The sequence below is a fragment of the Comamonas thiooxydans genome, assembly GCF_000964545.1.
In the GTDB taxonomy this organism is placed as follows: domain Bacteria; phylum Pseudomonadota; class Gammaproteobacteria; order Burkholderiales; family Burkholderiaceae_C; genus Comamonas; species Comamonas thiooxydans.
Map to the genome: position 1 here is coordinate 105,621 of NZ_BBVD01000001.1, position 23,465 is coordinate 129,085.

20 protein-coding genes are annotated in these 23,465 nt (G+C 63.5%); 15 read left to right on the forward strand and 5 right to left on the reverse strand.

What is annotated here, in order from left to right:
• Positions 1–8 precede the first annotated feature (8 nt).
• From tsaE to Cth01_RS00485, 3 genes are all read left to right on the forward strand, one after another.
• Complete coding sequence (gene tsaE, locus Cth01_RS00475) at positions 9–530, forward strand: tRNA (adenosine(37)-N6)-threonylcarbamoyltransferase complex ATPase subunit type 1 TsaE (protein ID WP_034359921.1); 522 nt, start codon at positions 9–11, stop codon at positions 528–530.
• The gene (locus tag Cth01_RS00480; protein WP_174446993.1) at positions 527–2,053 is read left to right on the forward strand and encodes an N-acetylmuramoyl-L-alanine amidase; all 1,527 of its coding nucleotides are present in this window, start codon (positions 527–529) and stop codon (positions 2,051–2,053) included. The genes tsaE and Cth01_RS00480 overlap by 4 nt, the downstream gene beginning before the upstream one ends.
• Before the next feature lie 185 nt (positions 2,054–2,238).
• Entirely contained in the window at positions 2,239–2,454 is a 216-nt protein-coding gene (locus Cth01_RS00485) for a YMGG-like glycine zipper-containing protein (protein WP_003064466.1), read from the forward strand.
• Positions 2,455–2,561: 107 nt separating this feature from the next.
• On the opposite strand, the gene Cth01_RS00490 is transcribed toward Cth01_RS00485, so the two are convergent.
• Positions 2,562–3,215 carry a DedA family protein gene (locus Cth01_RS00490; RefSeq protein WP_003064464.1) on the reverse strand — a complete coding sequence of 218 codons (654 nt, stop codon included), beginning with the start codon at positions 3,213–3,215 and terminating at the stop codon, positions 2,562–2,564.
• A 381-nt stretch (positions 3,216–3,596) separates the two neighbouring features.
• Between Cth01_RS00490 and Cth01_RS00495 the strand changes: the two genes are divergently transcribed.
• From Cth01_RS00495 to Cth01_RS00505, 3 genes are all read left to right on the forward strand, one after another.
• Positions 3,597–3,845 carry a hypothetical protein gene (locus Cth01_RS00495; RefSeq protein ID WP_003064462.1) on the forward strand — a complete coding sequence of 83 codons (249 nt, stop codon included), beginning with the start codon at positions 3,597–3,599 and terminating at the stop codon, positions 3,843–3,845.
• Positions 3,846–3,955: 110 nt separating this feature from the next.
• Positions 3,956–6,184 (forward strand): DNA mismatch repair endonuclease MutL, encoded by a 2,229-nt coding sequence (gene mutL / locus Cth01_RS00500; protein ID WP_082085620.1) that lies wholly within the window; start codon positions 3,956–3,958, stop codon positions 6,182–6,184.
• A gap of 99 nt (positions 6,185–6,283) precedes the next feature.
• Positions 6,284–7,159, forward strand: a complete 876-nt coding sequence (locus Cth01_RS00505) for a MurR/RpiR family transcriptional regulator (protein WP_034378795.1) — start codon at positions 6,284–6,286, stop codon at positions 7,157–7,159.
• A 99-nt stretch (positions 7,160–7,258) separates the two neighbouring features.
• Here the strand turns inward: Cth01_RS00505 and Cth01_RS00510 are convergent, their stop codons facing one another.
• Together Cth01_RS00510 and Cth01_RS00515 are read right to left on the reverse strand one after the other, a co-directional pair.
• Positions 7,259–7,963 carry an aspartate/glutamate racemase family protein gene (locus Cth01_RS00510; protein ID WP_045838300.1) on the reverse strand — a complete coding sequence of 235 codons (705 nt, stop codon included), beginning with the start codon at positions 7,961–7,963 and terminating at the stop codon, positions 7,259–7,261.
• On the reverse strand, positions 7,960–9,456 hold the full coding sequence (locus Cth01_RS00515) for an MFS transporter (RefSeq protein ID WP_045838375.1): 1,497 nt from the start codon (positions 9,454–9,456) through the stop codon (positions 7,960–7,962). The genes Cth01_RS00510 and Cth01_RS00515 overlap by 4 nt, the downstream gene beginning before the upstream one ends.
• A gap of 524 nt (positions 9,457–9,980) precedes the next feature.
• Between Cth01_RS00515 and gdhA the strand changes: the two genes are divergently transcribed.
• The gene (gdhA, locus tag Cth01_RS00520; RefSeq protein ID WP_003064453.1) at positions 9,981–11,327 is read left to right on the forward strand and encodes an NADP-specific glutamate dehydrogenase; all 1,347 of its coding nucleotides are present in this window, start codon (positions 9,981–9,983) and stop codon (positions 11,325–11,327) included.
• Positions 11,328–11,431: 104 nt separating this feature from the next.
• On the opposite strand, the gene Cth01_RS00525 is transcribed toward gdhA, so the two are convergent.
• Positions 11,432–14,137 (reverse strand): HAD-IC family P-type ATPase, encoded by a 2,706-nt coding sequence (locus tag Cth01_RS00525; RefSeq protein ID WP_045838301.1) that lies wholly within the window; start codon positions 14,135–14,137, stop codon positions 11,432–11,434.
• A gap of 443 nt (positions 14,138–14,580) precedes the next feature.
• Between Cth01_RS00525 and Cth01_RS00530 the strand changes: the two genes are divergently transcribed.
• From Cth01_RS00530 to Cth01_RS00540, 3 genes are all read left to right on the forward strand, one after another.
• A complete protein-coding gene (locus Cth01_RS00530; protein WP_080747119.1) occupies positions 14,581–15,522 on the forward strand; it encodes a Bug family tripartite tricarboxylate transporter substrate binding protein in 942 nt (313 codons plus the stop codon).
• A 178-nt stretch (positions 15,523–15,700) separates the two neighbouring features.
• Entirely contained in the window at positions 15,701–16,153 is a 453-nt protein-coding gene (locus tag Cth01_RS00535) for a cupin domain-containing protein (protein ID WP_082085621.1), read from the forward strand.
• A 93-nt stretch (positions 16,154–16,246) separates the two neighbouring features.
• Positions 16,247–16,609 carry a YfeK family protein gene (locus Cth01_RS00540; RefSeq protein WP_034389405.1) on the forward strand — a complete coding sequence of 121 codons (363 nt, stop codon included), beginning with the start codon at positions 16,247–16,249 and terminating at the stop codon, positions 16,607–16,609.
• A 16-nt stretch (positions 16,610–16,625) separates the two neighbouring features.
• On the opposite strand, the gene Cth01_RS00545 is transcribed toward Cth01_RS00540, so the two are convergent.
• A complete protein-coding gene (locus tag Cth01_RS00545) occupies positions 16,626–17,501 on the reverse strand; it encodes a methylglyoxal synthase (RefSeq protein ID WP_012837335.1) in 876 nt (291 codons plus the stop codon).
• Positions 17,502–17,683: 182 nt separating this feature from the next.
• Between Cth01_RS00545 and Cth01_RS00550 the strand changes: the two genes are divergently transcribed.
• The 5 genes from Cth01_RS00550 (at position 17,684) to miaA (ending at position 23,464) form a co-directional block, all read left to right on the forward strand.
• Entirely contained in the window at positions 17,684–18,547 is an 864-nt protein-coding gene (locus Cth01_RS00550) for an alpha/beta hydrolase (RefSeq protein WP_045838302.1), read from the forward strand.
• Positions 18,548–18,705: 158 nt separating this feature from the next.
• Positions 18,706–19,881, forward strand: a complete 1,176-nt coding sequence (locus Cth01_RS00555; protein ID WP_034378782.1) for a multidrug effflux MFS transporter — start codon at positions 18,706–18,708, stop codon at positions 19,879–19,881.
• 116 nt (positions 19,882–19,997) lie between these two features.
• The gene (locus Cth01_RS00560) at positions 19,998–20,996 is read left to right on the forward strand and encodes a tripartite tricarboxylate transporter substrate-binding protein (protein ID WP_034378779.1); all 999 of its coding nucleotides are present in this window, start codon (positions 19,998–20,000) and stop codon (positions 20,994–20,996) included.
• Between the two features lie 16 nt (positions 20,997–21,012).
• Positions 21,013–22,335, forward strand: coding sequence for a sulfatase family protein (locus tag Cth01_RS00565; RefSeq protein ID WP_034408709.1), 1,323 nt, complete (start codon positions 21,013–21,015; stop codon positions 22,333–22,335).
• 121 nt (positions 22,336–22,456) lie between these two features.
• Positions 22,457–23,464, forward strand: a complete 1,008-nt coding sequence (gene miaA, locus Cth01_RS00570) for a tRNA (adenosine(37)-N6)-dimethylallyltransferase MiaA (protein WP_045838303.1) — start codon at positions 22,457–22,459, stop codon at positions 23,462–23,464.
• Position 23,465 lies beyond the last annotated feature (1 nt).

The window sequence follows — 23,465 nt, forward strand, 5'->3', positions numbered from 1 at the left end:
GGAACCAATTGACTGCTGCTCAACATACACCCCGAATTGTAGGAAGCGAGCCCACACCGGCGCTGGCGCAGTGCCAGATACTCTGGCAAAGCGAACAAGATACCGAGCGCTTTGCCCGGCAACTGGCCGCCCTGCCCCAACTGCGCAACGCCTATGTGACCCTGCATGGCGACCTGGGTGCGGGCAAGACCACGTTGGTGCGTCACTGGCTGCGCGCCCTGGGCGTGCAGGGCCGCATCAAGAGCCCGACCTACGCAGTGGTGGAGCCGCATGAGGCTGGCGATCTCTCGATCTGGCACTTTGACTTCTACCGCTTCGACGATCCGCGTGAATGGGAAGATGCAGGTTTTCGTGACATTTTTGCCAGCGCCGGACTCAAGCTGGCAGAATGGCCTGAAAAGGCTGCAGCGGTTACACCTGTTGCGGATATAGCTATCCATATCGAAGCAATTGACGATGTGCAGCGACAGGTGACGCTCAAGGCCGGCACCCCCGCAGGCTGCACCGTGCTTGAAGCATTGACGGCATGAGCAAAACAACTTCCTCCACGGCTTTTCCCGATCAGCCCCGACTGGATCTCTCCCCGCCAGGCCCTTCCCGACCGGGCCTCTCCCGCCGCAATCTGCTGCAGGCAGGCGGCGTGGTTCTGCTGCTGGGTCGCCAACATATTGCGCAGGGCGCGAGCATCGTGGCCGTGCGCGTCTGGCCCGCACCCGACTACTCGCGCGTCACGCTGGAATCCGATATTCCGCTGACGGCCAAACCGGTCTTCGTGCCCAGCCCGCCGCGCCTGGCCGTCGATATCGAGGGCCTGGATCTGAACCCGGCGCTCAAGGAACTGGTGGCCAAGGTCCGCTCCGACGACCCCAATATCGCCAGCATCCGCGTCGGCCAGTTTGCACCCGGCGTGGTGCGTCTGGTGATCGACCTCAAGCAGGAAGCCAGGCCCCAGGTCTTCACGCTGGCCCCGATTGCTCCCTACAAGCACCGGCTGGTACTGGACCTCTATCCCGCCAAGGCCGTGGATCCGTTGGAAGCCCTGATCAGCGAGCGCCTGCGCGATGCCGGCAGCACGGCCGCCGCGCCGGCACCGCACAACCCTACCATCACGACACCGCCCCCTGTAGCGATTGCGACAGCCCCTCCGGCCGACCCTCTAGGCGATCTGATTGCCCAGCGCAACCAGCGCCCCAGCACTCCAGCACCGGCTCCCGCGGTAATTGCACAGGCTCCGGCACCGGCTCCCGTGCCGCCGCCACCTGCTCCCGCGCCACGCCCGGCACCGGCGCCAAGGCCTGCACCCAATATTGCCACCTCGCAAAGCACGGACCGCATCATCATCGTGGCGCTGGACCCCGGCCATGGCGGCGAAGACCCCGGCGCCACCGGTCCCAGCGGCCTGCGTGAAAAAGACGTGGTGCTCAAGGTCGCCCATCTGCTGCGCGAGCGCATCAACAACTCGCGTATAGGCGGCAGCCCCATGCGCGCCTTCATGACGCGCGACGCCGACTTCTTCGTGCCCCTGGCCACACGCGTGGAAAAAGCCCGCCGCGTCCAGGCCGATCTGTTCATCAGCATCCATGCTGATGCCTTCACCACCCCGGCAGCGCGCGGTGCCAGCGTGTTTGCGCTCAGCGAACGCGGGGCATCGAGCACGGCCGCCCGCTGGCTGGCCAACAAGGAAAATCAGGCCGACCTCGTGGGCGGCCTGAACGTGGGCGGACTGCAGGATCAGCATGTGCAGCGCATGCTGCTGGACATGAGCACCACCGCCCAGATCAAGGACAGCCTCAAGCTGGGCACTTCGCTGCTGGGCGAAATCGGCAGCATGGCCAAGCTGCACAAGGCCCGCGTGGAGCAGGCCGGCTTTGCCGTGCTGAAGGCGCCCGACATTCCCAGCGTGCTGGTGGAAACGGCCTTCATCAGCAACCCCGAGGAAGAAGCCAAGCTGGCCTCTGCCGCCTACCGCGAGCAACTGGCCGATGCGCTGATGACGGGCATACGCAAGTACTTCGCCCACAACCCGCCCCTGGCGCGCAGCCGATCGGTTTAAGTGCGCGCTTACACAAAACCACCATGCTGGCTGTCAGCCGACAAGCCGGCTCGATGACAGTCGCCAAGCCTGAATGACACAGGCTTGGCCCTCTCTCCTACCTGAAAGCCAGGGCAGAAGGTTCAAGATCAAGGCGTGTTCTTATGAAAGCTGGCCTCTAGGGCAAGCTGTACAGGAGAGACCTCATGAAACTGCGAACTCTTGCCATCACCGTGTCTGCTGCCTTCACGCTGGCCATGGCAGGCTGCTCCACCTCGCCCACCAATGCCCAGATCGGCACTGGTGTCGGCGCCGTCGCTGGCGGCGTGGTCGGTGATGCACTGTTTGGTTCCACTTTGGGCACCGTAGGCGGTGCCGCGGCAGGCGCGCTGATCGGCAACGAGGTAGGCAAGCGCAAATAAACGCCTCGATCCGATCTGAATGCCCAAAAAAGAAGCCCCGGCTTGCCGGGGCTTTTTCATGGGTCAGCGCTTTTCCGGTCGGGGCAAAGCACTGTCAAGAGTGCAGATCAGGCGGTCCTGGCTTTTTCGGCCTTGCCGGCGCGCCAGGCACCGAAGATGGCGATCAGACCGGGCACCAGGATCAGACCCCAGATGATTTTTTCAAGATTGTTCTTCACCCACTCCATATTGCCGAAGAAGTAGCCTGCGGCGCTGATGCCCACCACCCAGAGCACGGCCCCCACGACATTGAACAGGCTGAACTTGGCGCGGCTCATATGAGCCACACCGGCCACGAAAGGTGCAAAGGTGCGAATGAAAGGCATGAAGCGCGCAAGAATGATGGTCACGCCGCCATAGCGCTCATAGAAGTTGTGGGCCTGGTCAAAAGCCTTGCGGTTGAACCATCGCGAGTCCTCCCACTGAAACACCTTGGGGCCCAGGTAGCGGCCTATCGTGTAATTGCTCTGGTCGCCCAGGATGGCTGCTGCCAGCAGCACCACCACCGCCAACGGGTAGCTCATGTAGCCGGCACCGCACAGCGCGCCGACGATGAACATCAGCGAGTCACCGGGCAGGAAAGGCATGACCACCACACCGGTTTCGACAAACACGATGATGAACAGCAGGGCATACACCCAGGGCCCATAGGCCACGACAAAGGCTTCCAGATGCTTGTCGATATGCAGGATGAAGTCGATCAGAAACTGAATGATTTCCAAAACACGGTCCTCAAAAATGGATTGGCATACCGGCGTATGCCGGCCAGTAATGTACTGCGCCCCCAAAGCCCGCAGACGCTCCACCCTTTGCTGTAGTGCCATGTTTTTGAGAGCAAACTCACAGCTGCTTGCAGACTGCAACAAGGCCCGCCATTTAATGCTGGTTTGTTACAAGTTTTGATAAAACTAAACGTCAACAATACGTCAGCTTGCCATTTCTGCTGGCACAGTAGAGATGTGTCGCCGCAAGCCGTGCATTGCAAATCACGACATCGGCCCCCTGGCCAACAAAGTCCGGCGTCTCCGGCCTCCCGCATGCGCAGGAGTGGGCACAGAGACCAGACCGCTTTCCATAACTAGCACGACGAGAGGAATACGAACATGAAAACATTCACAATGCGCTATGGCAAGGCCCTGACTCTGGCAGCCGCACTGACCGGTGCCCTGGCACTGGGCGGCTGCGCCCATGGCCCCAGCCGTCAGCAAGTCGGTATCGGCGCAGGTGCCGTGGCCGGCGGTGCAGTGGGCAACGTGCTGTTTGGCGGCCCCGTGGGCACCATCGGCGGTGCCGCCGCCGGTGCTCTGATCGGTAACGAACTGACCAAGGGCGGCTACCGCCACCGCCACTAAGCCCTGCGCCCGCGGGTTCAACGAAGAGCTGCCAGAAGTATTCCGGCGGCTCTTTGTGTTTTCCCCTTTCAAAAAACTCACTTCCCGGCCGGTTTGTACAGCCGCCTAGAATGGTTGCCGTGAACGCAACCAGCCCCGAACTCTCCCCCTCCCCTACCGAAACCGCCGACCAGGCAGCCCCCGTGCGCCGGCCGATTCGCGACCTGCCCGACGAGCTGATCAGCCAGATCGCCGCCGGCGAGGTGGTCGAGCGCCCCGCCTCCGTGGTGCGCGAACTGGTGGACAACGCTCTGGACTCGGGCGCAGCCCAGATCACCGTGCGCCTGCTGGCCGGCGGTGTGCGCCTGATCGCGGTGGAAGACGACGGCTGCGGCATCCCGCGCGACGAGCTACCCGTGGCCCTGCGCCGCCATGCCACCAGCAAGATCAGCGATCTGCACGATCTGGAAACCGTGGCCACCATGGGCTTTCGCGGCGAGGCACTGGCCGCCATCGCCTCGGTATCGGAAACCTCCATCTTCTCGCGCCCTGCAGGTCAGGACTCGGCCTATCTGCTGGATGCACGCAGCGGCGAGCTGCGCCCCGCCGCACGCAACCAGGGCACGACCGTAGAGGTCAAGGAGCTGTTCTTCTCCACGCCCGCGCGCCGCAAATTCCTCAAGACCGATGCCACCGAACTCGCGCATTGCATAGAGTCCGTGCGTCGCCATGCGCTGGCACGCCCCGATGTGGGCTTTGCCATCTGGCATGAAGGCAAGCTGGTCGAGCAATGGCGCGCTGCCGGCAGCACGCCCGACGAAGCCTTGTCGCGCCGCCTGGCCGATGTGCTGAACGACAAGTTTGTCGACAACTCGGTCGCCGTCGATCACTGGGCCGGCCCCGTCCACGTCACGGGCCGCGTCGGCATCCCGGACGCGGCGCGCTCGCGTCCCGACCAGCAGTTCTGCTATGTCAACGGCCGCTTTGTTCGCGACAAGGTATTGACGCATGCGGCCCGCTCTGCGTATGAGGACGTGCTGCATGGCAACAAGCAGCCGGTCTACGCGCTCTATATAGAGATCGACCCCGCGCGTGTGGATGTGAACGTGCATCCCACCAAGATCGAGGTGCGCTTTCGAGACAGCCGCGAAGTCCACCAGGCGGTGCGCCACGCGATCGAGAACGCGCTGGCCACGCCGCGCGCCGCGGCCGTGGTAGAGGCGGCTGCCCAGGAAGCCGCCCGCCAGCCCGGCCTGATCGACAAGAGCACTGCCACGCCTGTCCCGGCCAAGCCCGCGACCAAGCCCGTCGCAGCCCCGGCCTGGCCGCAAACCCGCATGAGCTTTGGCGAACCCGCCATCGGCAATCCCGTGCGCGATCTGGCCAAGCTCTGGGAGCCCATGCGCGAAGCCACTGCTAAAACCGCGCCCGCGCCCCAGATGGTGACTGCGGCCCCTGCGGGTGCCACAGCTGAGGTGCCTGAATCGGCCCCCGGCGCGACCACGATCACCAACACCACGGCCATGCCAAGCCCCGTGCCTCAGCCCGAGGACGAAGGCATCAGGCTGCGCCCTTCGGGCCAGTCCAGCTACTTTCAGCGAAAAGCGCCTGCACCCCAGATGCAGGAAGCGCCAGCCGCTACTGAGATCGTTGCCAATGCTGCAGCTGCAGCCCCGGTCGAACCTGCTGCTACGCACACTGCCGAACATGCCGCAGCGCCAGCAGCGCAACCACCCGTGACGGCTGCGGCAGACAACACCCCCGTCTGGCCGCTGGGCCGGGCCGTGGCCCAGCTGCATGGCGTCTATATCCTGGCCGAGAACAGCCAGGGCATGGTCATCGTGGACATGCATGCCGCCCATGAGCGCATCGTCTATGAGCAGCTCAAGAGCGCCGTGAATACGGAAAATGGCGACCAGCAGATTCCCAGCCAGCCGCTGCTGATTCCTGCCACCTTTGCCGCAACGCCCGAGGAAGTCGCCACGGCCGAGGCCCATGCCGAAACCTTGCTGACCCTGGGCATGGAGGTCTCGCCCTTCTCGCCCAAGACCCTGGCCGTGCGCGCCGTGCCGGCCACGCTGGCCCAGGGCGATGCCGTGGAGCTGGCGCGCAGCGTGCTGGCCGAACTGGCCCAGCATGACGCCAGCACCGTGGTGCAGCGCGCACGCAACGAGATTCTGGCCACCATGGCCTGCCACGGCGCAGTGCGCGCCAACCGCAAGCTCACGCTGGACGAGATGAATGCGCTGCTGCGCCAGATGGAGGTGACCGAGCGCTCCGACCAGTGCAATCACGGCCGCCCCACCTGGCGTCAGCTGAGCATGAAGGAGCTGGATGCGCTGTTTCTGCGCGGGCGCTGATGGCAGCTCGGCAATGGCCGCCAAATAACCGCTACATTGCCGGTATCGACAAAAAACAGCGGGCCGGCAGATCTGCGGGCCCGCCTGCCATCCGCCGTCATGAACCCCAGCTCCTCCACCCCGGAACCCGCCGAAGCCCACTCCTTCATCGCCCGCGTGCGTGCGGCCCTGCCGCAGCTGCCGCCTTCGGAGCGGCGGCTGGCGGAATTCCTGCTGGACTTTCCCGGCAATCTGTCGAGCTATGCGGCGGCCGAGATGGCCAAGCTCACGGGGGTATCGAATGCCACGGTCACACGCTTCATACAGCGGCTGGGCTATGAGGGCTACGAGGATGCACGCCGCCATGCCCGCGCCCAGGGCGACAACGGCTCGCCGCTGTTTCTGGCTGCCGCATCGGCCCAGGGCAAGCCCACTGCGGATGTGATTGCCACCCATCTGCGCCAGGCCTCTGAGAATCTGGCTGTCACCATAGGACAGATCTCGGCACAGCAGCTGGAGGACATCGCCCTGGCGCTGATCGGCGCCCGACAGCTGTTCTTTGTCGGCTATCGCCAGAACCGCAACTTTGCCGCCTATCTGCGCTGGCAGCTGCTGCAGGCACTGGAGATGCCCAGCCAGGTCATCCCCGGCGCCGGCGAGACCCTGGGCGAATATGCGGCTCAGATAGGCGAAAACGATGTCGTGGTGATCTTTGCCCTGCGCCGCAGCGTGCGCGTGGTCAGCGAGTTCGCGCGCCAGGCCAGGCTGCTGGGCGCCCGCCTGATCTGCATCACCGACCATGCCAGCCCGGCCCCCGAGGCGGACTGGCTGCTGCGCGTGCAGACCTCGGCCCCGGGACCGCTGGACAATCACACGGCGCTTTTCATGCTCTGCCACCTGATTGCCACGGCCACCTTGCAGCAAAGCGGGCAGCCGGGGCGCAGACATATGGCGGCTATCGAGACCAGCCACGATGCGCTGGACGAGATGCTATGAAATCAAAAGCTTGCTGCGCCTGCTATTCATAGATTTCAGACATTTTTCCATCTGAAATCCATGAATGATTGGCGATAGAAGCTCTTGAATCAATAGCGATCAGCTAGCGACGGCGAGCGACAGGCCGGCCAGCGCCGCCTGCACTGCGGCCACCACGGGCGACAGCACCGGCACCTGAAAGCGCGGCGCCAGCCACAACGCGGCTTCGGACAACGGGCCGCCGCCGATCACCACGGCCTGTGCGCCATCGCTTTGCACGCATTGGGCCACGGCATCGCCCAGGCGCTCGCACTGCAAGGCCGGATCTGCAGCCAGCACCAACGGCTCGCCCTGGGCAATGCGCGTGCCGCAGAACCAGGGCGCCAGGCCCAGCGTCGCGACCGAGGCGGCAATCGAAGCCTCCAGCCCCGGCGTGGTGGTCGCAATGCCAAAGCGGCGCGGACGCCCCTGCTCATCCCGAGCGGCCTGCAGCATCGCTGCCTCGCCAATGCCGAAGGCGGCAACTCCGGCCGGCAAGGCCGCTCTCAACAACTCCAGCCCCGGATTGCCAAACGCGGCCACGATGATGGCCCGCCCAGCCTGGCTGTCATCGCCCTGGGCAAAGCCCAGGCCCAGCCGCAGCACCTCCTGCTCGGCGAGCTTCAGTCCCGCCTCGTCGGTAATCATGGCCGCTCCCCGCTCGGCCGTCGCACCGTGCAGCAGTACGCCGGGCGGCAGACAGGCCCGCGCCTGTCTGAGCATCAGCGCCGTGGTCTGCTGCGAGGTATTGGGATTGATCAGCAGAATATGCATGCCAGCCTTCATGCCGTGCGCTCCTGAGCGCTTGCAGGTACGCCTGCAGCCGCTGCAGACTCCTCTTGTGAATGGGATTCTCCGCCCGCGCCTTCCTCGATGGAGCGGCCAAAGGTCTCGGGGGCAAACTGCACGGCAATCGCAAAGATGAAATACATGGCGGCGATCATGCCGAACATTCCGGAGACGCCGTGCAGGTCGAACATCTTGCCCGCCAGCACCTGGGACATGGCGCCGCCAATCGTGCCCAGCGCCAGCAGGAAGGAGGTTCCCAGCGCACGAATGCGCGTGGGGTAGAGCTCGGGCGCAAAAATCCAGATGGAGGTGTTGAGCGTCAGCACGCAGAACTGGAACAGCGCACCACAGACCAGGATCATGGCCACGCTGTCGGTGAAGTTGCCGAACGCCAGCCCCGCAAGGCAGGCGGCAATCGCCCCTACCGTCAGCACCCGCTTGCGCGGGAAGTAATAGCCCATGGTCGATGCCGCGATCGCCCCAAGCAGGCTGCCCATCTGCATGACGATGGTGAAGCTGAAGCTCTTGGTGATGGAATAGCCCTGAGCGACCAGAATCGTCGGCATCAGCGTGAGCACCGAGAGCTGCGCGCCAAACGTCATCCACGAAGCCAGGCCCACGGCAATCGTGCGCCGCGCATAGCCGCCCCTGAAGATGTCGGTGAAGGAGCTGCGCTGCACGGTCTGAGCGGCAGCCGTCTGCTCTTGTGCGCTGCCTGGGGTGATGAACTCGCGCAGCTCGTACTGCGCATTGGCCAGCTTGCCGGCCGCCAGCATGCTCAGCACCTGATTGGCTTCCTCGACCCGTCCCTTGGAGAGCAGAAAGCGCGGCGTCTCCGGCACGAAGCGGCGGTAGAACACGATGAAGATGGCCGGCATGACCAGGCAGCCGAACAGCCAGCGCCAGGAATCATCGCCCGGGAACAGCGTGAACACGCCCAGGGCAAATGCCGGCGCCAGCATATTGCCCAGACCGCCGCCGCCTACATTGATGAGACCGACTGCCGTGCCGCGAAAGCGGGCCGAGCAGAACTCCGCCAGCATGGTCACGGCCGTGGTGATTTCTCCGCCCAGCCCAAAGCCCACGATGGCACGCGCCACGGCGAGAAACGCGTAATCGGGTGCCAGTGCGCAGCCGACGGCACCCAGCGTGAACAGCGCCAGGTTCACATTGAGCATGAAGCGCCGCCCCATGCGATCGGCCAGGTAGCCCGACAGCAAACGCCCCATGGCGGCGGCAAAGAAAGTGATGGTGTTGAGAAAGGCAATGTCCGTCGCATCCAGCCCCCATTGCTGGCGCAGCAGGGGGCCGACCAGGCCGACCGCGTTCTGTTCGAACACATCGAAGAGCACGCCGCAGACCACCAGAAAGATGATGCTTTTGTGCGAGCGCGTCACACCGATCTGGTTGAGCGCATTTTCCAGTTGCTGCATCTGCGCCGCACTGGCCTTGCCTGACGCCGAGGGCGTCACGGGGATCTCAGCTGCCATATCCACCTCCTCTTGGTTGAGGGCTGGCCTGGCGCAGGGCCGGCAAGCCGATTGAAATAAATTTTTCCTTATTAAAAAATATGAAATTTCAATTTCAAATCCAGATTTACCCAGGCCCTGAGGCCAGCTGCGCTGTCCACCTGCTGAGGCGTGCGGCCTGGTTCATGAAAATCAGTTTTCACGATTGCAGATTTCGTGCCTGAAATCACATGCACCACTATGGTGCTAGCACAGATAAGACAGGGCGAGCGCATGAAGCCGGCCGTCACGAAACGAAAACACTTGTGCGACAGGCAGCAAAAATGTTTTTACGACACCTGGATGAAAAATCCTTTACTTCAACTGCACCATCCAAGTGCCTGAAAACTAAGAATAAATACGGCAGCAATGTTCCAAGTTCGGGCATTGGCGCACCAGAATTGCGCTCTCATGCACCGAATCCATGCATGACGGCATAACTTTTTGGCATAATTTTGGTTTCGCGAGTTTCAGCGCATTCCTCTGTCCCTGTCAGAAAGTTCTCTATGAAGTACGAGTCCGTAGGCCAATTCCTGGAAGAAGTGGCACAACGCAACCCCGGTCAGCCCGAATTCCTGCAAGCCGTCACCGAAGTGATGGAAAGCCTGTGGCCCTTCATCGAGAAGAATCCCAAGTACGCCGAGCACGCCCTGCTGGAGCGCCTGGTCGAGCCCGAGCGCATCATCCAGTTCCGCGTGAGCTGGACTGACGACAAGGGCCAGGTGCAGGTGAACCGCGGCTTCCGCATCCAGCACAGCATGGCCATCGGCCCCTTCAAGGGCGGTCTGCGCTTCCACCCCTCGGTCAACCAGTCCGTGCTGAAGTTCCTGGCTTTCGAGCAGACCTTCAAGAACGCTCTGACCACGCTGCCCATGGGCGGCGGCAAGGGCGGCTCCGACTTCGACCCCAAGGGCAAGAGCCCTGCCGAAGTCATGCGCTTCTGCCAGGCTTTCGTGTCCGAGCTGTTCCGCCACGTGGGTCCCGACACCGATGTGCCGGCAGGCGACATCGGCGTGGGCGGCCGTGAAGTGGGCTACATGGCCGGCATGTACAAGAAGCTGTCGAACACTGCGGCTTCCGTGTTCACCGGCAAGGGTCTGTCCTTCGGCGGCTCTCTGATCCGCCCCGAAGCCACCGGCTACGGCACCGTCTACTTCGCCCGTGAAATGCTGGCCACTCGCGGCCAGTCCTTTGAAGGCAAGACCGTGTCCGTGTCCGGTTCGGGCAACGTGGCTCAGTACGCCGTGGAAAAGGCCATGGAACTGGGCGCCAAGGTCGTGACCGTGTCCGACTCCTCGGGCACCGTGTACGACGCTGCAGGTTTCACCACCGAAAAGCTGGCCATCCTGATGGACGTGAAGAACCACAAGTACGGCCGCGTCAGCGACTACGCCAAGCTGGTTTCCGGCGTGGAATTCCTGGCCGGCAAGAGCCCCTGGTCCATCAAGGTGGACGTGGCCCTGCCTTGCGCCACTCAGAATGAGCTGAACGAAGCCGATGCCAAGACCCTGATCGCCAACGGCGTGCTGTGCGTGGCTGAAGGCGCCAACATGCCCTCCACCAACGAAGCCGCCCGCGCCTTCGAAGCTGCCGGCGTGCTGTACGCACCCGGCAAGGCATCCAACGCCGGTGGCGTGGCCACTTCGGGTCTGGAAATGTCGCAAAACTCGGCCCGCCTGTCCTGGCCCGCAGAAGAAGTGGACGCCCGTCTGCTGCAAATCATGCAAAGCATCCACGCTGCTTGCGTGAAGCACGGCAAGCGCGAAGACGGCACCATCAGCTACATCGACGGCGCCAACATCGCCGGCTTTGTGAAGGTGGCCGACGCCATGCTGGCACAAGGCGTGATCTGAGCGTCAGCTGCTCGTCACTCGCAAAAAAGGCCCTTCGGGGCCTTTTTTCATGCCCTCGGCCAGGTGATGAAACGGCTGCTTGAATGCCTTGCGTGCACAGCGCTCTAGGCCCGCACGCCCAGTCTCATCCAGCGCACCAAGAGCTTCTCGACCTCCAGCAACAGCAGCAGGGCAACACCCAGCCCTATCGCCAGCAGTCCGGCCGCCAGGTCGACAGGACGGCTGTCGAACAGTGCCTGCATGGGCGGGGTGTAGGTGAACAGCAGTTGCACCAGGGTGACGCCGGCCACGCCCAGCAGCACCGCCGGGGTGCCCAGGACGCCGCGCAGGCTCAGCGAGGTTCCCTGCGTGTAGCGCACGCTGAACAGATAGAAGATCTCCATGATCACCAGCGCATTGACCACGATGGTGCGAGCCAGTTCGACCGAGTCGCCGCGGCGCAGCGACCACTCGAACATGCCGAAGCAGCCCAGCGCGAACAGCACCGAGACCAGGGCGACGCGCCACAGCAGATAGGGCTGCAGCAACTGCTCGTCCGGCGAGCGCGGCTTGCGCTGCATCAGCGTGGGCTCGGGCGGCTCGAAGGCCAGCGTCAGGCCCAGGGCCACGGCAGTAACCAGATTGACCCAGAGAATCTGCACCGGAGTGACGGGCAGGGACAGGCCCAGCAAAATCGCCGCGACGATGACAATGGCCTGACCGCCGTTGGTCGGCAAAGTCCAGGCAATGACCTTGCGCAGGTTTTCGTAGACGGTGCGCCCTTCCTTGACGGCGGCGACGATGGTGGCAAAGTTGTCGTCGGCCAGCACCATGCCCGCTGCCTCCTTGGCGGCAGCCGTGCCGGTGATGCCCATGGCCACACCGATGTCGGCACGCTTGAGCGCCGGTGCGTCGTTGACGCCGTCACCAGTCATGGCGATGACGCTGCGATCTGCCTGCAGGGCCTGCACCAGGCGCAGCTTGTGTTCCGGACTGGTACGGGCGAATACCGTGGAGGCTCTGGCCACGTCGATCAGCTGGGCATCGTTGAGCCCGTCCAGCTCATGGCCTGAAGTGACTCGGATGGTGTCGGCCAGCGCCAGCTCCCTGGCGATGGCGGCAGCGGTGGCAGCATGGTCGCCGGTGATCATCTTCACGGCAATTCCGGCGCTGCGGCATTCGCGCACGGCCTCCTTTGCCGATTCTCGCGGCGGATCTATCATGCCCAGCACGCCAAGCAGGGTCAGGTCCTTGACGTCGGCCATGTCCACCCTGTCCTTGGCATCTTCGGGCGCGAAGCTGGCCAGACCCAGCACACGATAGCCTTTGGCCGCCAGGGCATCGACCTGCTCCAGCCAATAGGCTGCATCCAGCGCCTGCAGGCCTTCAGCGCCCTGCTGGTCGCGGCACATGGCAAGAACCTGCTCCGGAGCCCCTTTGACGAAAACCACGGCTGGAGCATCAACTGGGCGGTGCAGAGTGGCCATATAGCGGTGGACGGCATCAAAGGGAACTTCGTCGAGTCGGCGCCAGTCCTGACGCAGGCGCTCCACATCCAGACCGGCGCGCGTGGCCAGCGTCACCAGCGCGCCTTCCATGGGATCGCCTTCGACTGTCCAGGCCGTACCTTCGGCATGCCTTACATGGGCGTCGTTGCAAAGTGCCGCGCCCGTGGCGAAGTGCAGCAGCTGTGGATGCAGCGCAGGCTCGATCTCCTCGCCCGCCAGGGTGAAATGCCCCTGTGGCGCATAGCCCTCGCCTTCTATGTCGAAGCGGGAACCGGGCAGCACCACGGCGCGCACGCTCATTTCGTTGCGTGTCAATGTACCGGTCTTGTCGGAGCAGATGACCGAGACGGCGCCCAGTGTTTCCACCGCCGGCAGACTGCGCACGATGGCATAGCGTGCGGCCATACGCTGCACGCCAATGGCCAGCGCAATCGTCATGACCACGGGCAGTCCTTCGGGGATGGCCGATACGGCAATGCCCACCACAGCGATAAAGGCGCCGGCTGTGTCGTAGTCGCGCACCCACAGCGCAAAGCAGAACATCAACGCGGACAGGCTCAGTATGGTGACGGTGAGCTGGCGCGCGAAACGGTCCATCAGCCGCGTCAGCGGGGTGGCCAGTGTCTGCACCGAACCCAGCATGGTGCTGATCTGGCCCAGCTCGGTACGCGGGCCTGTGGCTACCACCACACCCAGGCCTTGCCCCGCGGCAACCAGGGTGCCGGAGTAGGCCATGGAAAAGCGGTCGCCGAGAGCGGCATCGACAACCACCGGATCGGCCGACTTGTCGACGGCCACCGATTCCCCGGTCAGCATGGCCTCGTCCAGCTTCAGGCTGCTGGCGCGCAGCAGGCGCAGATCGGCCGGGACGCGATCGCCAGCCTCGAGCAGCACGCAGTCGCCGGCGACAAGTTCTTCTGCAGGCACCGCCATGCGCAAGCCGTCGCGCAGCACATTGGCGCGACTGGAAACCATGGCCTTCACGGCGTCCAGTGCCTTCTCGGCACGGCCTTCCTGCACGAATCCGAAGACCGCATTGATCAGCACCACCGCGAGGATCACCCCCGTATCGACCCAATGCTGCAGCAAGGCGGTGACCACGGCCGAGCCCAGCAGCACATAGATCAGCAGATTGTTGAACTGCGACAGAAAGCGCGCCAGCATGCTGCGCGAAGCGGCAGCAGGCAGAGCATTGGGCCCTTGCTGCTGCAAGCGCTCGCGGGCCTCTCCAGAGCTCAGCCCGGCGGCAGTCGATTGCAATTGAGTGAGTACGGTATCGGTAGCCAACGCGTGCCAGGCGGCAACGCGGTTCTGTTCCTGCATCTGAGACTCCCTGACAATTCAACTGAAACGCTTGTGAGCCGGATCTGTGCCCGGTTGGCTGGCTGCCGCGGAGAACGCGCCGTTGCATGGAATGCGCTGGGCAGGCCTTGCCACTGACTATAAGCAGGAATATCGATCATTGATTGACTCCAACGGGCTGATTGCCCCTGCCAGCCAACACTGCAGCGAAATCGGACTTTCAAGCTCGGCAGTGCGCCCTGCAGCTGGCTCAGCCAGCCCTACCGGCGCGAGGCACCGGCTAAAAATCAGTTGAACCACTGGTTTTCATGGATTCCTCCCCACATGAAATCTCATGACAATCAATTAAATTTTGTTGAGCAATTCAACATCAATTACTGAATCAACCTTCGCCACAAATAATTGTGGAACTTATGAATCCAGACCGCGCCACTCTTTCCCGCCGACTTTGCATCGCCTGTGCCATGACCAGCCTGTTCGCAGGCGCGGTGCAGGCACAGGATGCCTATCCCAGCAAGCCCATCCGCATCGTGATTGGCTATGCCCCGGGCGGCTCTGTCGACATGGTCGGCCGCGTGGTCGGGGACATACTGGCCAGGCAGTTGAACGCCACCGTCGTGGTCGAGAACGTGCCGGGCGCCGCAGGCGTGGTGGGAGCGCAACGCGTGGTATCGGCCAAGCCCGACGGCTACACCTTGCTGGCAGGCTCCAGCAACGAAATGGCGGGCACCAAGTTTGTGAATGCCGCGCAGAAGTACGATCCGGCTGTAGATCTGACCCCGGTGAGCCTGACCGCCCAGGCCCCCAATCTGTGGGTGGCCGGTGCGCATGTTCCTGTCAAAACCGTGGATGACTTCGTCAAACTGGCCAAAGCCAACCCCGGCAAATACAGCTACGGCAGCCCCGGCATTGGCTCGACGCCGCATTTTTCGGGAGAGCTGATCAAGAAGACCGCGGGTGTCTACCTGGTTCACATCCCCTACAAGGGCTCTCCCGCCATGACCAGCGATCTGGGCGGCGGCAACCTGGACTTCGCCATCCTCTCGCCAACCGCTGCAGCACCGCTGGCGCAGTCCGGAAAAATCAAGATTCTTGGCGCAACCACCGCCACCCGCATCGCCACGCTCAAGGAGGTGCCGGCGCTGGCAGAACACCCCGCGCTCAAGGGCTATGCCTTGAGCGGCTGGTTTGCTTTGGCTGCCCCCAAGGGTCTGCCTCCGGAAGTGCTGACCAAGCTGCAAAAAGCGATACAGACAGGTCTCGCCGACCCGGCCATCCGCCAGAAGCTGGAAGCAGCGGGAACCCCGCCCGCCAAGGGCAATGAAAGCCTTGCCCAGGTGATGCGCACCGACATGGATAAATACGCCGAGCTGGTGAAGTTCGCGAGGATCACGGGCGACAACTAAGGCAGCGGCCTGCAGCGCCATAGGCTTTTCTGCCCGCAGGACCTTGCATCACCGCGCCCGGGTTTGTTTTCGGCAACCCTGCGACTAGGGCAGCCCCCATGACATGGCCGCGCTCCTTCCCGGTAAAAGTGACAGGTTTCACCACTTGTCTCCGTCAAAAACCTTGGAGGGTAATTTCATGTCCTTGACTCACCGCGCCAGCTTTTCGACCCTGCTTTGCAGCAGCGCCTTCATGCTGTTCAGCCAGAGCGCCCTGGCCCAGGCGGGTGCGCCCCAGGCGGGGGGGCCCCAGCCGGGTGCGGCTCAGACCGGAGGCCTGTCCCGGACCATGGTCGGCAAGGCCGATGTTTCGGTACCGGGCCGCGAAGCCGTGGTGGCCAAGGTGGAAGTCGCCCCAGGCTCACGCGCGGGCCGCCATACCCACCCCGGCGACGAGATCAGCTATATCAGCGAGGGTGAGGTCGATCTGCTGATCGACGGCCAGTCGCCGCGCACGCTCAAGGCCGGCGAAACCTTTGTCGTTCCCGCTGGTGTGATTCATGACGCACACAATGCCAGCAATGGCACGGTCAAGCTGATTGGCGTGTATGTCGTGGAGAAGGGCAAGCCTCTGGCCACGCCGGCCCCTTGAGCACCGCACAGCTTCGACCGACCAACACAAGGCCGCAGTCCATCGCTGCGGCCTTTGTTTTTGCTCGACTCTTCTTCTGTAGGATCAACCCACATGAAGCACACCATTACCGCCCTGCTGCTGGGTGCAGCCTGCAGCTTGAGTCTTGCCGCATCGCCCACGCCGGCCGCGACTCAGGAGATCGAGTACCTGATCGGCCACCTCAAAACCTCGGGCTGCGAGTTCCAGCGCAATGGCAGCTGGCATGACAGCGCCAAGGCAGCCGAACATCTGCGCGGCAAATACGACTATCTGCTCAAAAAGGGCTGGGTGGCAACAGCCGAGGACTTCATTGCCCGCGCAGGCACGGAGAGCAGCATCAGCCACAAGCCCTACCAGGTGCGCTGCAGCGGCAAAGAGGCCGACAGCGCCAGCTGGCTGCAGGCCGAGCTCAAGCGCTACCGCAACCGCCAGTAGCGCTCAGCAACCCGCATCAGCCTGCGCGCTTGACGGCCGCATCACACCAGCGCTGCGCCACCTGGGGCGAGGTGCTGCAGACGGCATCGTGCGTGACCGTGGTCACGGCGCGCTCCAGCAACTGGATATCGGCTTCGTGCTGACGTGCCACATGCGGGTCTTCGAAGAAGATGGCGCGGTGGCAGCGCTTTTCCAGCACCAGATCGGCAATCTGCGCATCACCGCCCAGCGGACCGCTGTTATAGCGGTCCACCCAGGGCTTGTCGGCAGGCCAGCCCTTGCTCCAGGCCATTTCGTTGAGTTTCTGACCCGTGGTGCCCGTGCCCACGCGGCGGCGGTAGCGGCTGAGCAACTCGAAGTTGTGTGCTGCAAAGTCCAGCATGGTGGGCTTCATGGCATCGTGGGCAATCAGCGCCAGCGTCTGGTTTTCATAGTCGTGAAAGCGGTCGGCATTACGGTCACGTGCCAGGCCGGCGTGAATGCGCTCCATCTCTATCCAGTCGCGCGTGGAGGCGACGGTGGAAAGAAAAGGCTTGCCGTGGATCACGCACTGGCGCTTCAGGGCCAGGGCTTCGGGGAAGATGGACGACGGATCCACCGGGTCCATCAGATAGATGGCGCCGTCGAGAGTGCGCTCGTCACCCTCCATGCCCACCACCTCGGCCACCAGCCTCATGAGCCCGCCCTCGCGGCCATAGGGGTAGCGCACCAGGCCTTTGTAGCCCTGAAGCATGCTGGCCGCCGTGATGGCGTCATAGGTGCGGCCCACGGTATGAAAGCCCAGCTTGAGCTCGCGAATTCCGGCCTCGCAGGCGCGCAGCAGGGCAAACAGCGCGGCGTCCTCGGTTTGGTGGTGGAGTTTGTTGGCGGCAAGACCCAGGCAGATCGACATAGTGAACTAATCCTTCAAACAGGCTTCAAACGCTCGCAAACTCTGCGTAACCAGCTATGCATTTGCGGCTTGAAACACCCGCAAGAATATCGCCAATTCATGCACTCCAGATGACTGGGGCAGGTCAGACAGCCATACTTGCACAGCACTTGACAGCCGCCATCTTCCGTCGCTCTTCTTCCATGCCCAAGACCTCACGCTTCTGGAGCCCTCGCCGCATCGCGGCTGCACTCGGTCTGGCCTTGCTGCTGGTGCTCGCGAGCTGGGGCATGCGCGAACTCGATGCCAGGCAGCGGGTCTGGATTTTTCAGCCCAGCGACCGCAGCTGGCCCGGAGCCAACACGGCCGGCATGCAGGAGCGATGGATAGACTTTCGCAGCCGCGACGGCAGCGCCGCCAGGCTGCATGCCCTCTGGATGCCATCCAGCGATGCACGCGCTCCCCTGCTACTGTTTCTGCATGGAGCGCGCTGGAATGTGACGGGCTCCTCGCCACGCATACGGCGCCTGCAGGCCATGGGCTTTTCGGTGCTGGCCGTGGACTACCGCGGCTTTGGCAAGAGCAGCCCGGCCCTGCCCTCGCAGGCCTCGGCCGCCGAGGATGCCCGTGCCGCCTGGGACTGGCTGGGCCGGCAGGCCGCAGGCAGGCCGCGCTATATCTTCGGCCACTCGCTGGGCGGCGCCGTTGCCATCGATCTGGCCAGCTCCGTCAAGGATGAAAGCGGGGTGCTGGTCGAGTCCACCTTCACCAGCATTCCCGATGTGTTCGACTCCATGCGCTGGGGCTGGCTGCCCGTGAACTGGTTGATCACGCAGCGTTTCAACTCGGTCGACACCGTGGCGGACATCGGCTCGCCGCTGCTGGTCGTGCACGGCACGGCCGACCCGCTGATTCCGGCCCGGCTGGGCCAGCAGCTGTTCGATGCGGCGCGCGAGCCCAAGCGCCTGATCCTGGTCGAGGGCGCCAGCCACCACAACACCCAGGCCAAGGCACTGGCGCAATACCGCCAGGCACTGCATGAGCTGTTCGGCCTGAATCCGCGCTGAGCGACATCGCCACATACTGTCTCGTCAGCATACGGATCAATGGGCAGGTTCTGATAGTCTGTCTGGCTATGTCTGCGCCGCCTGCCCTGAACTCAAAGCAAAATCCCGCTCAATCCATTGATGAGCAAGCGAAGAGTGCTCCTGAATCTGCAGCCCTCGTGATTCTCACACTGGGGCTGCTGCTGGGTCTGCAACCGCTGGCAACCGATCTCTATCTGCCCGCCCTGCCTCAGCTGCAGCAAGGCTTTGGCGCCCATGTCTCGCAGGCCCAGCTGACACTGACCGGCTTTTTGCTGGCCTTTGGCTGCTCGCAGATTTTCTGGGGCCCGCTGTCGGACCGGCTGGGCCGCCGCCCGGTCTTGCTGCTGGGCATCAGCGGCTATGTGATCGCCGCTCTGGGCTGCGCCAGCGCCCAGAGCATGGAGGCCTTGATTGCCTGGCGCAGCCTGCAAGGCGCAGCCCTGGGCGCCGGTGTGATGTGCGCGCGTGCCGTGGTTCGCGATCTCTACGCACCGCATATGGGCGCGCAAGTCATGTCCAAGGCGCTGACAGGCCTGGGCGTGCTGGCCTTTCTGGCCCCCATCAGTGGCAGCTTGCTCGTGGGCTGGCTGGGCTGGCGCTCCACCATGCTGGCCCAGGCCTTCATGGGCTGCCTGGCCTGGCTGCTGGTGGTGCTGCGCTTCAGGGAGTCGATTCCCCAGCGCAACCCGCAGGCGCTGCAAGCGGGCAATCTGCTGCGCACCTGGTTGCGCATTGTGCGCAACCCCATGTTCCAGGCCTACAACCTGCTGACCTGCTTCAGCTATGCAGGCCTGTTCACCAATCTGGCGGCCTCTTCGTTCACCTACATCAACGTGCTGCATATGGAGCGCACGCAATACGGGCTGATGCTGGGCGGCAACGCGCTGTGCTATATCGCCGGCACCTTCGCCTGCCGCCGTCTGCTGCGCAGCATGAGCGTGCAGCGCACCGTGGCCGTGGCGGGGGTGCTGTCGCTGACGGCAGGCTCCATCATGGGCCTGGCGGCCCTGGGCGATCTGCGCAGCATCTGGGCCTATGCCCTGCCCTTCTGTCTCTACCAGATCGCCCACGGCATTCACATGCCCTGCGGACAAAGCAATGCCATCGCACCCTTCCCCCAGGCAGCGGGCACGGCCTCGGCGATCAACGGCCTGGTGATGATGCTGATGGCTTTTGCCATGGGGCACTGGCTGGGACTGAATCTGGATGCGGATTCCACCATGCCGCTGGCTTTCGGCATCTGGTTCTGGTCGGCTTGCACTGCCATCACGGCATGGACGCTGGTACAGCGTTTTGGCATCAGCAAATCATGATTTGAAATAAGATGTTTGTGTTATTTAAAAACCAGTTTTTATTATTTTTCTTTTTATAGAGATTTTTTGAGAATGCCTGGACTGGCCAACGCGCCGCACTTTTGTGATCTCCAGCCATGCATTCCCGCCGCTCCTTTCTGCAGCAATCGCTGCTTGCCGCCAGCTCCGCTGGTTTCTCCCTCAGCTCTCTGGCCAAGGCCGCCGAGATATCCGCCGTTCCTCAGTCCAGCCGCATTCTGGTGGGCTTTGGCGCAGGTGGCGGCATCGATCTGCTGGCACGCGTGCTGGCCGAAAACATCGCCGCACAGCTGGGCAGGAGCCACTACGTGGTGGTGGACAACAAGCCCGGCGCCAACGGCCAGATTGCCGCACAGACTCTGCTCAACGCCCCCAGCGACGGCAGCACCTATCTGATCGCACCGCTGATCACCCCGGTGCTCTCGCAGATCGTCTACAAAAAGCCCGGCTACGACCCTGCACGCGACTTCTCTCCGGTGGGTCTGCTCGCGCATTTCCAGTTCGGCCTGGCCGTCCCCGCCAGGCATCCGGCGCGCAATATTCAGGAATATGTGGCCTGGCTCAAGGCCAACCCTGAAAAAGCCAACTTCGGCAGCCCTGCCGTGGGCAGCCTGCCGCATTTCTTCGGTCTGCTGCTGGGCGAAGCGGCCGGCGTCAACATCGTGCATGTGCCCTACAAGGGCGGTCCGGCCATGATGACGGATCTGATCAGCGGCCAGTTGGCCTCCGCCATCCAGACCACCAGCGAGCTCGCTCCGCTGCACAAGGAAGGCAAGGTGCGCATTCTGGGCACCTTCGGCAGCCAGCGCGGTCGCGAGCTGCCCGATGTACCGACCTTTGCCGAAGCCGGCTACCCCAAGGCCACAGGCAGCGGCTGGTACAGCCTGTGGGCACGCAAAGGCACTTCGCCCGAAGCCATTGCCGCCGTCAACCGCGCCGTCAACCACGCGCTGCAGGATCCCAAGCTGCAGCCCAAATGGGCGGAGCTGTCCCTGCAGCCGGACCCTCGCACGCCGCAGGCACTGGAGCAGTTGCGCGTGGCCGAAGTCGCCAAATGGCGTCCCGTGATCACCAACTCCGGCTTTGCCATCGAATAAGCAGAACGACCTACTCATGACCGCACCGAATATCGTTTTCATCCTGGCCGACGATCTGGGCTGGGCCGACCTGGGCGTCTATGGAGCCACCGATTTCAAGACCCCGCATCTGGACCGCCTCGCCGCCCAGGGCGTGCGCTTCAATCAGGCCTATGCCAACTCGGCCGTCTGCTCCGCCACACGCATTGCGCTGATCACCGGACGCTATCAGTACCGGCTCCAGGCCGGGCTCGAAGAGCCGCTGGCACGCCATGGCGCGCAACTAGGCCTCCCTGCCGATCACCCCACGCTGCCATCGCTGCTCAAGCAAGCGGGCTACGACACGGCGCTGATAGGCAAATGGCATCTGGGCAAGCCGCCCGCCTACGGCCCGCAGCGCAGCGGCTACGACTATTTCTTCGGCAATCACAGCGGTGCCATTGACTACTTCACGCACAAGCCCGGCGTGGGCGAGCAGTTCAGCCCCGACCTCTGGCAAGGCAACGAGCCCGTGGAGCGCACGGGCTACTACACCTATATCCTGGGTGATGAGGCCACACGCTATGTGCATGAGCGCAAGGACCAGGAGAAGCCTTTTTTCCTGTCGCTGCACTTCACGGCACCGCACTGGCCCTGGGAAGGGCCTGACGACGAGCATGTCGCGCACAGCATCAAGGACCTGTTCCACTACGACGGCGGCAGTCTCAAGAAATATGGAGAAATCGTCGAGGCCCTGGACAAGGCCGTGGGCCAGGTGCTGCAGGCGCTCGATGACACCGGCCAGGCCGACAACACCATCGTCATCTTCACCAGCGACAATGGCGGCGAACGCTTTTCCAAGACCTGGCCTTTCACGGGCCAGAAAACCGAGCTGCTGGAAGGCGGCATCCGCGTGCCCACATTGCTGCGCTGGAGCGCCCGCATCCAGCCCCAGGTCCAGGAGCAGGTCACAGCCAGCTTCGACTGGTTGCCCACGCTGCTGGCCGCTGCAGGTGCCAGGCCACACCCCGACTTCCCCAGCGACGGCCAGAACATCCTGCCCATCCTGGAGGGCCATGCAGCCAATACCGAGCGCAGCCTGTTCTGGCGCTACAAATCACAGACCCAGCGTGCCGTGCGCCAGGGGCCCTGGAAATACCTCAAGATCAACGACAACGAGTTCTTGTTCAATGTGGAGGAGGACGCCCGCGAGCGCGCCAATCTCAAGGAGCATCAGCCAGCAATCTTTGCCGGCCTGCGCAGGCAATGGGAGGAATGGAACGAGCAATTGCTGCCCATCACGGCCGAAATCTACAGCCACGGCCTCTCGCCCGATATTCAGGCCGATCGCTATGTGCCGGCACGGCTGAGCCGGGGCTAGGCAGGGCACTAAGCCCCGCCGCTGCCGCCAGGCGGCAGGCTGCGTTATCCTTCACAACCAGCAAGAACCAATGACCGGCGGTCATTGGTTCTTGTGCTTTGACCTGTACGGATTTCGCCCCATGACTGCTGCCCACGCCCTGCCCTGTATCGCCATTGCCGGCCCCACTGCCTCGGGCAAGACTGCGGCAGCGCTGGCATTGGCCGAGCGGCTGGCACAGCGCGGGCAGAAGGCCGAGATCATCAGCGTGGATTCGGCCCTGGTCTACCAGGGCATGGACATCGGCACAGCCAAGCCTACAAGGGACGAGCTGACTGCCGTGCCGCATCACCTCATCGACATCATCGATCCACTGCAGGCTTATAGCGCGGCCGAGTTCGTGCGCGACACGCAAAAGCTGGTTACCGAAATCCGCGCCCGCCAGGCCATACCTCTGCTGGTGGGCGGCACCATGCTGTATTTCAAGGCGCTGATGGACGGGCTGGACGATATGCCCGCAGCCAACCCCGAAGTGCGCGCCATGCTGGACGCGCAGGCCGCCGAGCTGGGCTGGCCAGCCATGCATGCCAGACTAGCCCAGGTGGACCCCGTCACCGCAGCACGCCTGGCCCCCGGCGACAGCCAGCGCATCCAGCGCGCACTCGAGGTCTGGCATGTCTCGGGCAAACCGCTTTCAAGCTTTCACACGACCAGGAAAAAGACGGGCCCTGCCGAACAGATGGGACTTGCAACGCTTTTTTCGCTGGAGCCTGCAGAGCGAGCCTGGCTGCATCAGCGCATTGCGCTGCGCTTTGATCTCATGCTGGAGCAAGGCTTCCTCGACGAAGTGCGCAGCCTGCGCGCACGCGGCGATCTCCATCTGGACCTGCCCTCGATGCGCTGCGTGGGCTATCGCCAAGCCTGGGAAGTGCTGGACGCGCTGGAGGCCGATCCCGGCAAGCCGCTGGACATGGCGGGCCTGCGCGAGCGCGGCATCGCCGCCACACGCCAGTTGGCCAAGCGCCAGATCACCTGGCTACGCTCCATGCCCCAGCGCCATGCCATTGCCTGCGATGCACCCGGCGCCCAGCAGCAATTGCTGGATGCCGCCATGGCTGCCATTGACGCGGCACAGCAAGACGCCAGCTAAG

What these genes read in the sequence shown, in the direction of transcription:
- Cth01_RS00480 (WP_174446993.1), top strand. Translation starts at nt 527, where the DNA reads ATGAGCAAAACAACTTCCTCCACGGCTTTTCCCGATCAGCCCCGACTG.
- Cth01_RS00485 (WP_003064466.1), top strand. Translation starts at nt 2,239, where the DNA reads ATGAAACTGCGAACTCTTGCCATCACCGTGTCTGCTGCCTTCACGCTG.
- Cth01_RS00495 (WP_003064462.1), top strand. Translation starts at nt 3,597, where the DNA reads ATGAAAACATTCACAATGCGCTATGGCAAGGCCCTGACTCTGGCAGCC.
- mutL (WP_082085620.1), top strand. Translation starts at nt 3,956, where the DNA reads ATGGTTGCCGTGAACGCAACCAGCCCCGAACTCTCCCCCTCCCCTACC.
- Cth01_RS00505 (WP_034378795.1), top strand. Translation starts at nt 6,284, where the DNA reads ATGAACCCCAGCTCCTCCACCCCGGAACCCGCCGAAGCCCACTCCTTC.
- Cth01_RS00510 (WP_045838300.1), bottom strand. Translation starts at nt 7,963, where the DNA reads ATGAAGGCTGGCATGCATATTCTGCTGATCAATCCCAATACCTCGCAG.
- Cth01_RS00515 (WP_045838375.1), bottom strand. Translation starts at nt 9,456, where the DNA reads ATGGCAGCTGAGATCCCCGTGACGCCCTCGGCGTCAGGCAAGGCCAGT.
- gdhA (WP_003064453.1), top strand. Translation starts at nt 9,981, where the DNA reads ATGAAGTACGAGTCCGTAGGCCAATTCCTGGAAGAAGTGGCACAACGC.
- Cth01_RS00525 (WP_045838301.1), bottom strand. Translation starts at nt 14,137, where the DNA reads ATGCAGGAACAGAACCGCGTTGCCGCCTGGCACGCGTTGGCTACCGAT.
- Cth01_RS00530 (WP_080747119.1), top strand. Translation starts at nt 14,581, where the DNA reads ATGACCAGCCTGTTCGCAGGCGCGGTGCAGGCACAGGATGCCTATCCC.
- Cth01_RS00535 (WP_082085621.1), top strand. Translation starts at nt 15,701, where the DNA reads ATGTCCTTGACTCACCGCGCCAGCTTTTCGACCCTGCTTTGCAGCAGC.
- Cth01_RS00540 (WP_034389405.1), top strand. Translation starts at nt 16,247, where the DNA reads ATGAAGCACACCATTACCGCCCTGCTGCTGGGTGCAGCCTGCAGCTTG.
- Cth01_RS00545 (WP_012837335.1), bottom strand. Translation starts at nt 17,501, where the DNA reads ATGTCGATCTGCCTGGGTCTTGCCGCCAACAAACTCCACCACCAAACC.
- Cth01_RS00550 (WP_045838302.1), top strand. Translation starts at nt 17,684, where the DNA reads ATGCCCAAGACCTCACGCTTCTGGAGCCCTCGCCGCATCGCGGCTGCA.
- Cth01_RS00560 (WP_034378779.1), top strand. Translation starts at nt 19,998, where the DNA reads ATGCATTCCCGCCGCTCCTTTCTGCAGCAATCGCTGCTTGCCGCCAGC.
- Cth01_RS00565 (WP_034408709.1), top strand. Translation starts at nt 21,013, where the DNA reads ATGACCGCACCGAATATCGTTTTCATCCTGGCCGACGATCTGGGCTGG.
- miaA (WP_045838303.1), top strand. Translation starts at nt 22,457, where the DNA reads ATGACTGCTGCCCACGCCCTGCCCTGTATCGCCATTGCCGGCCCCACT.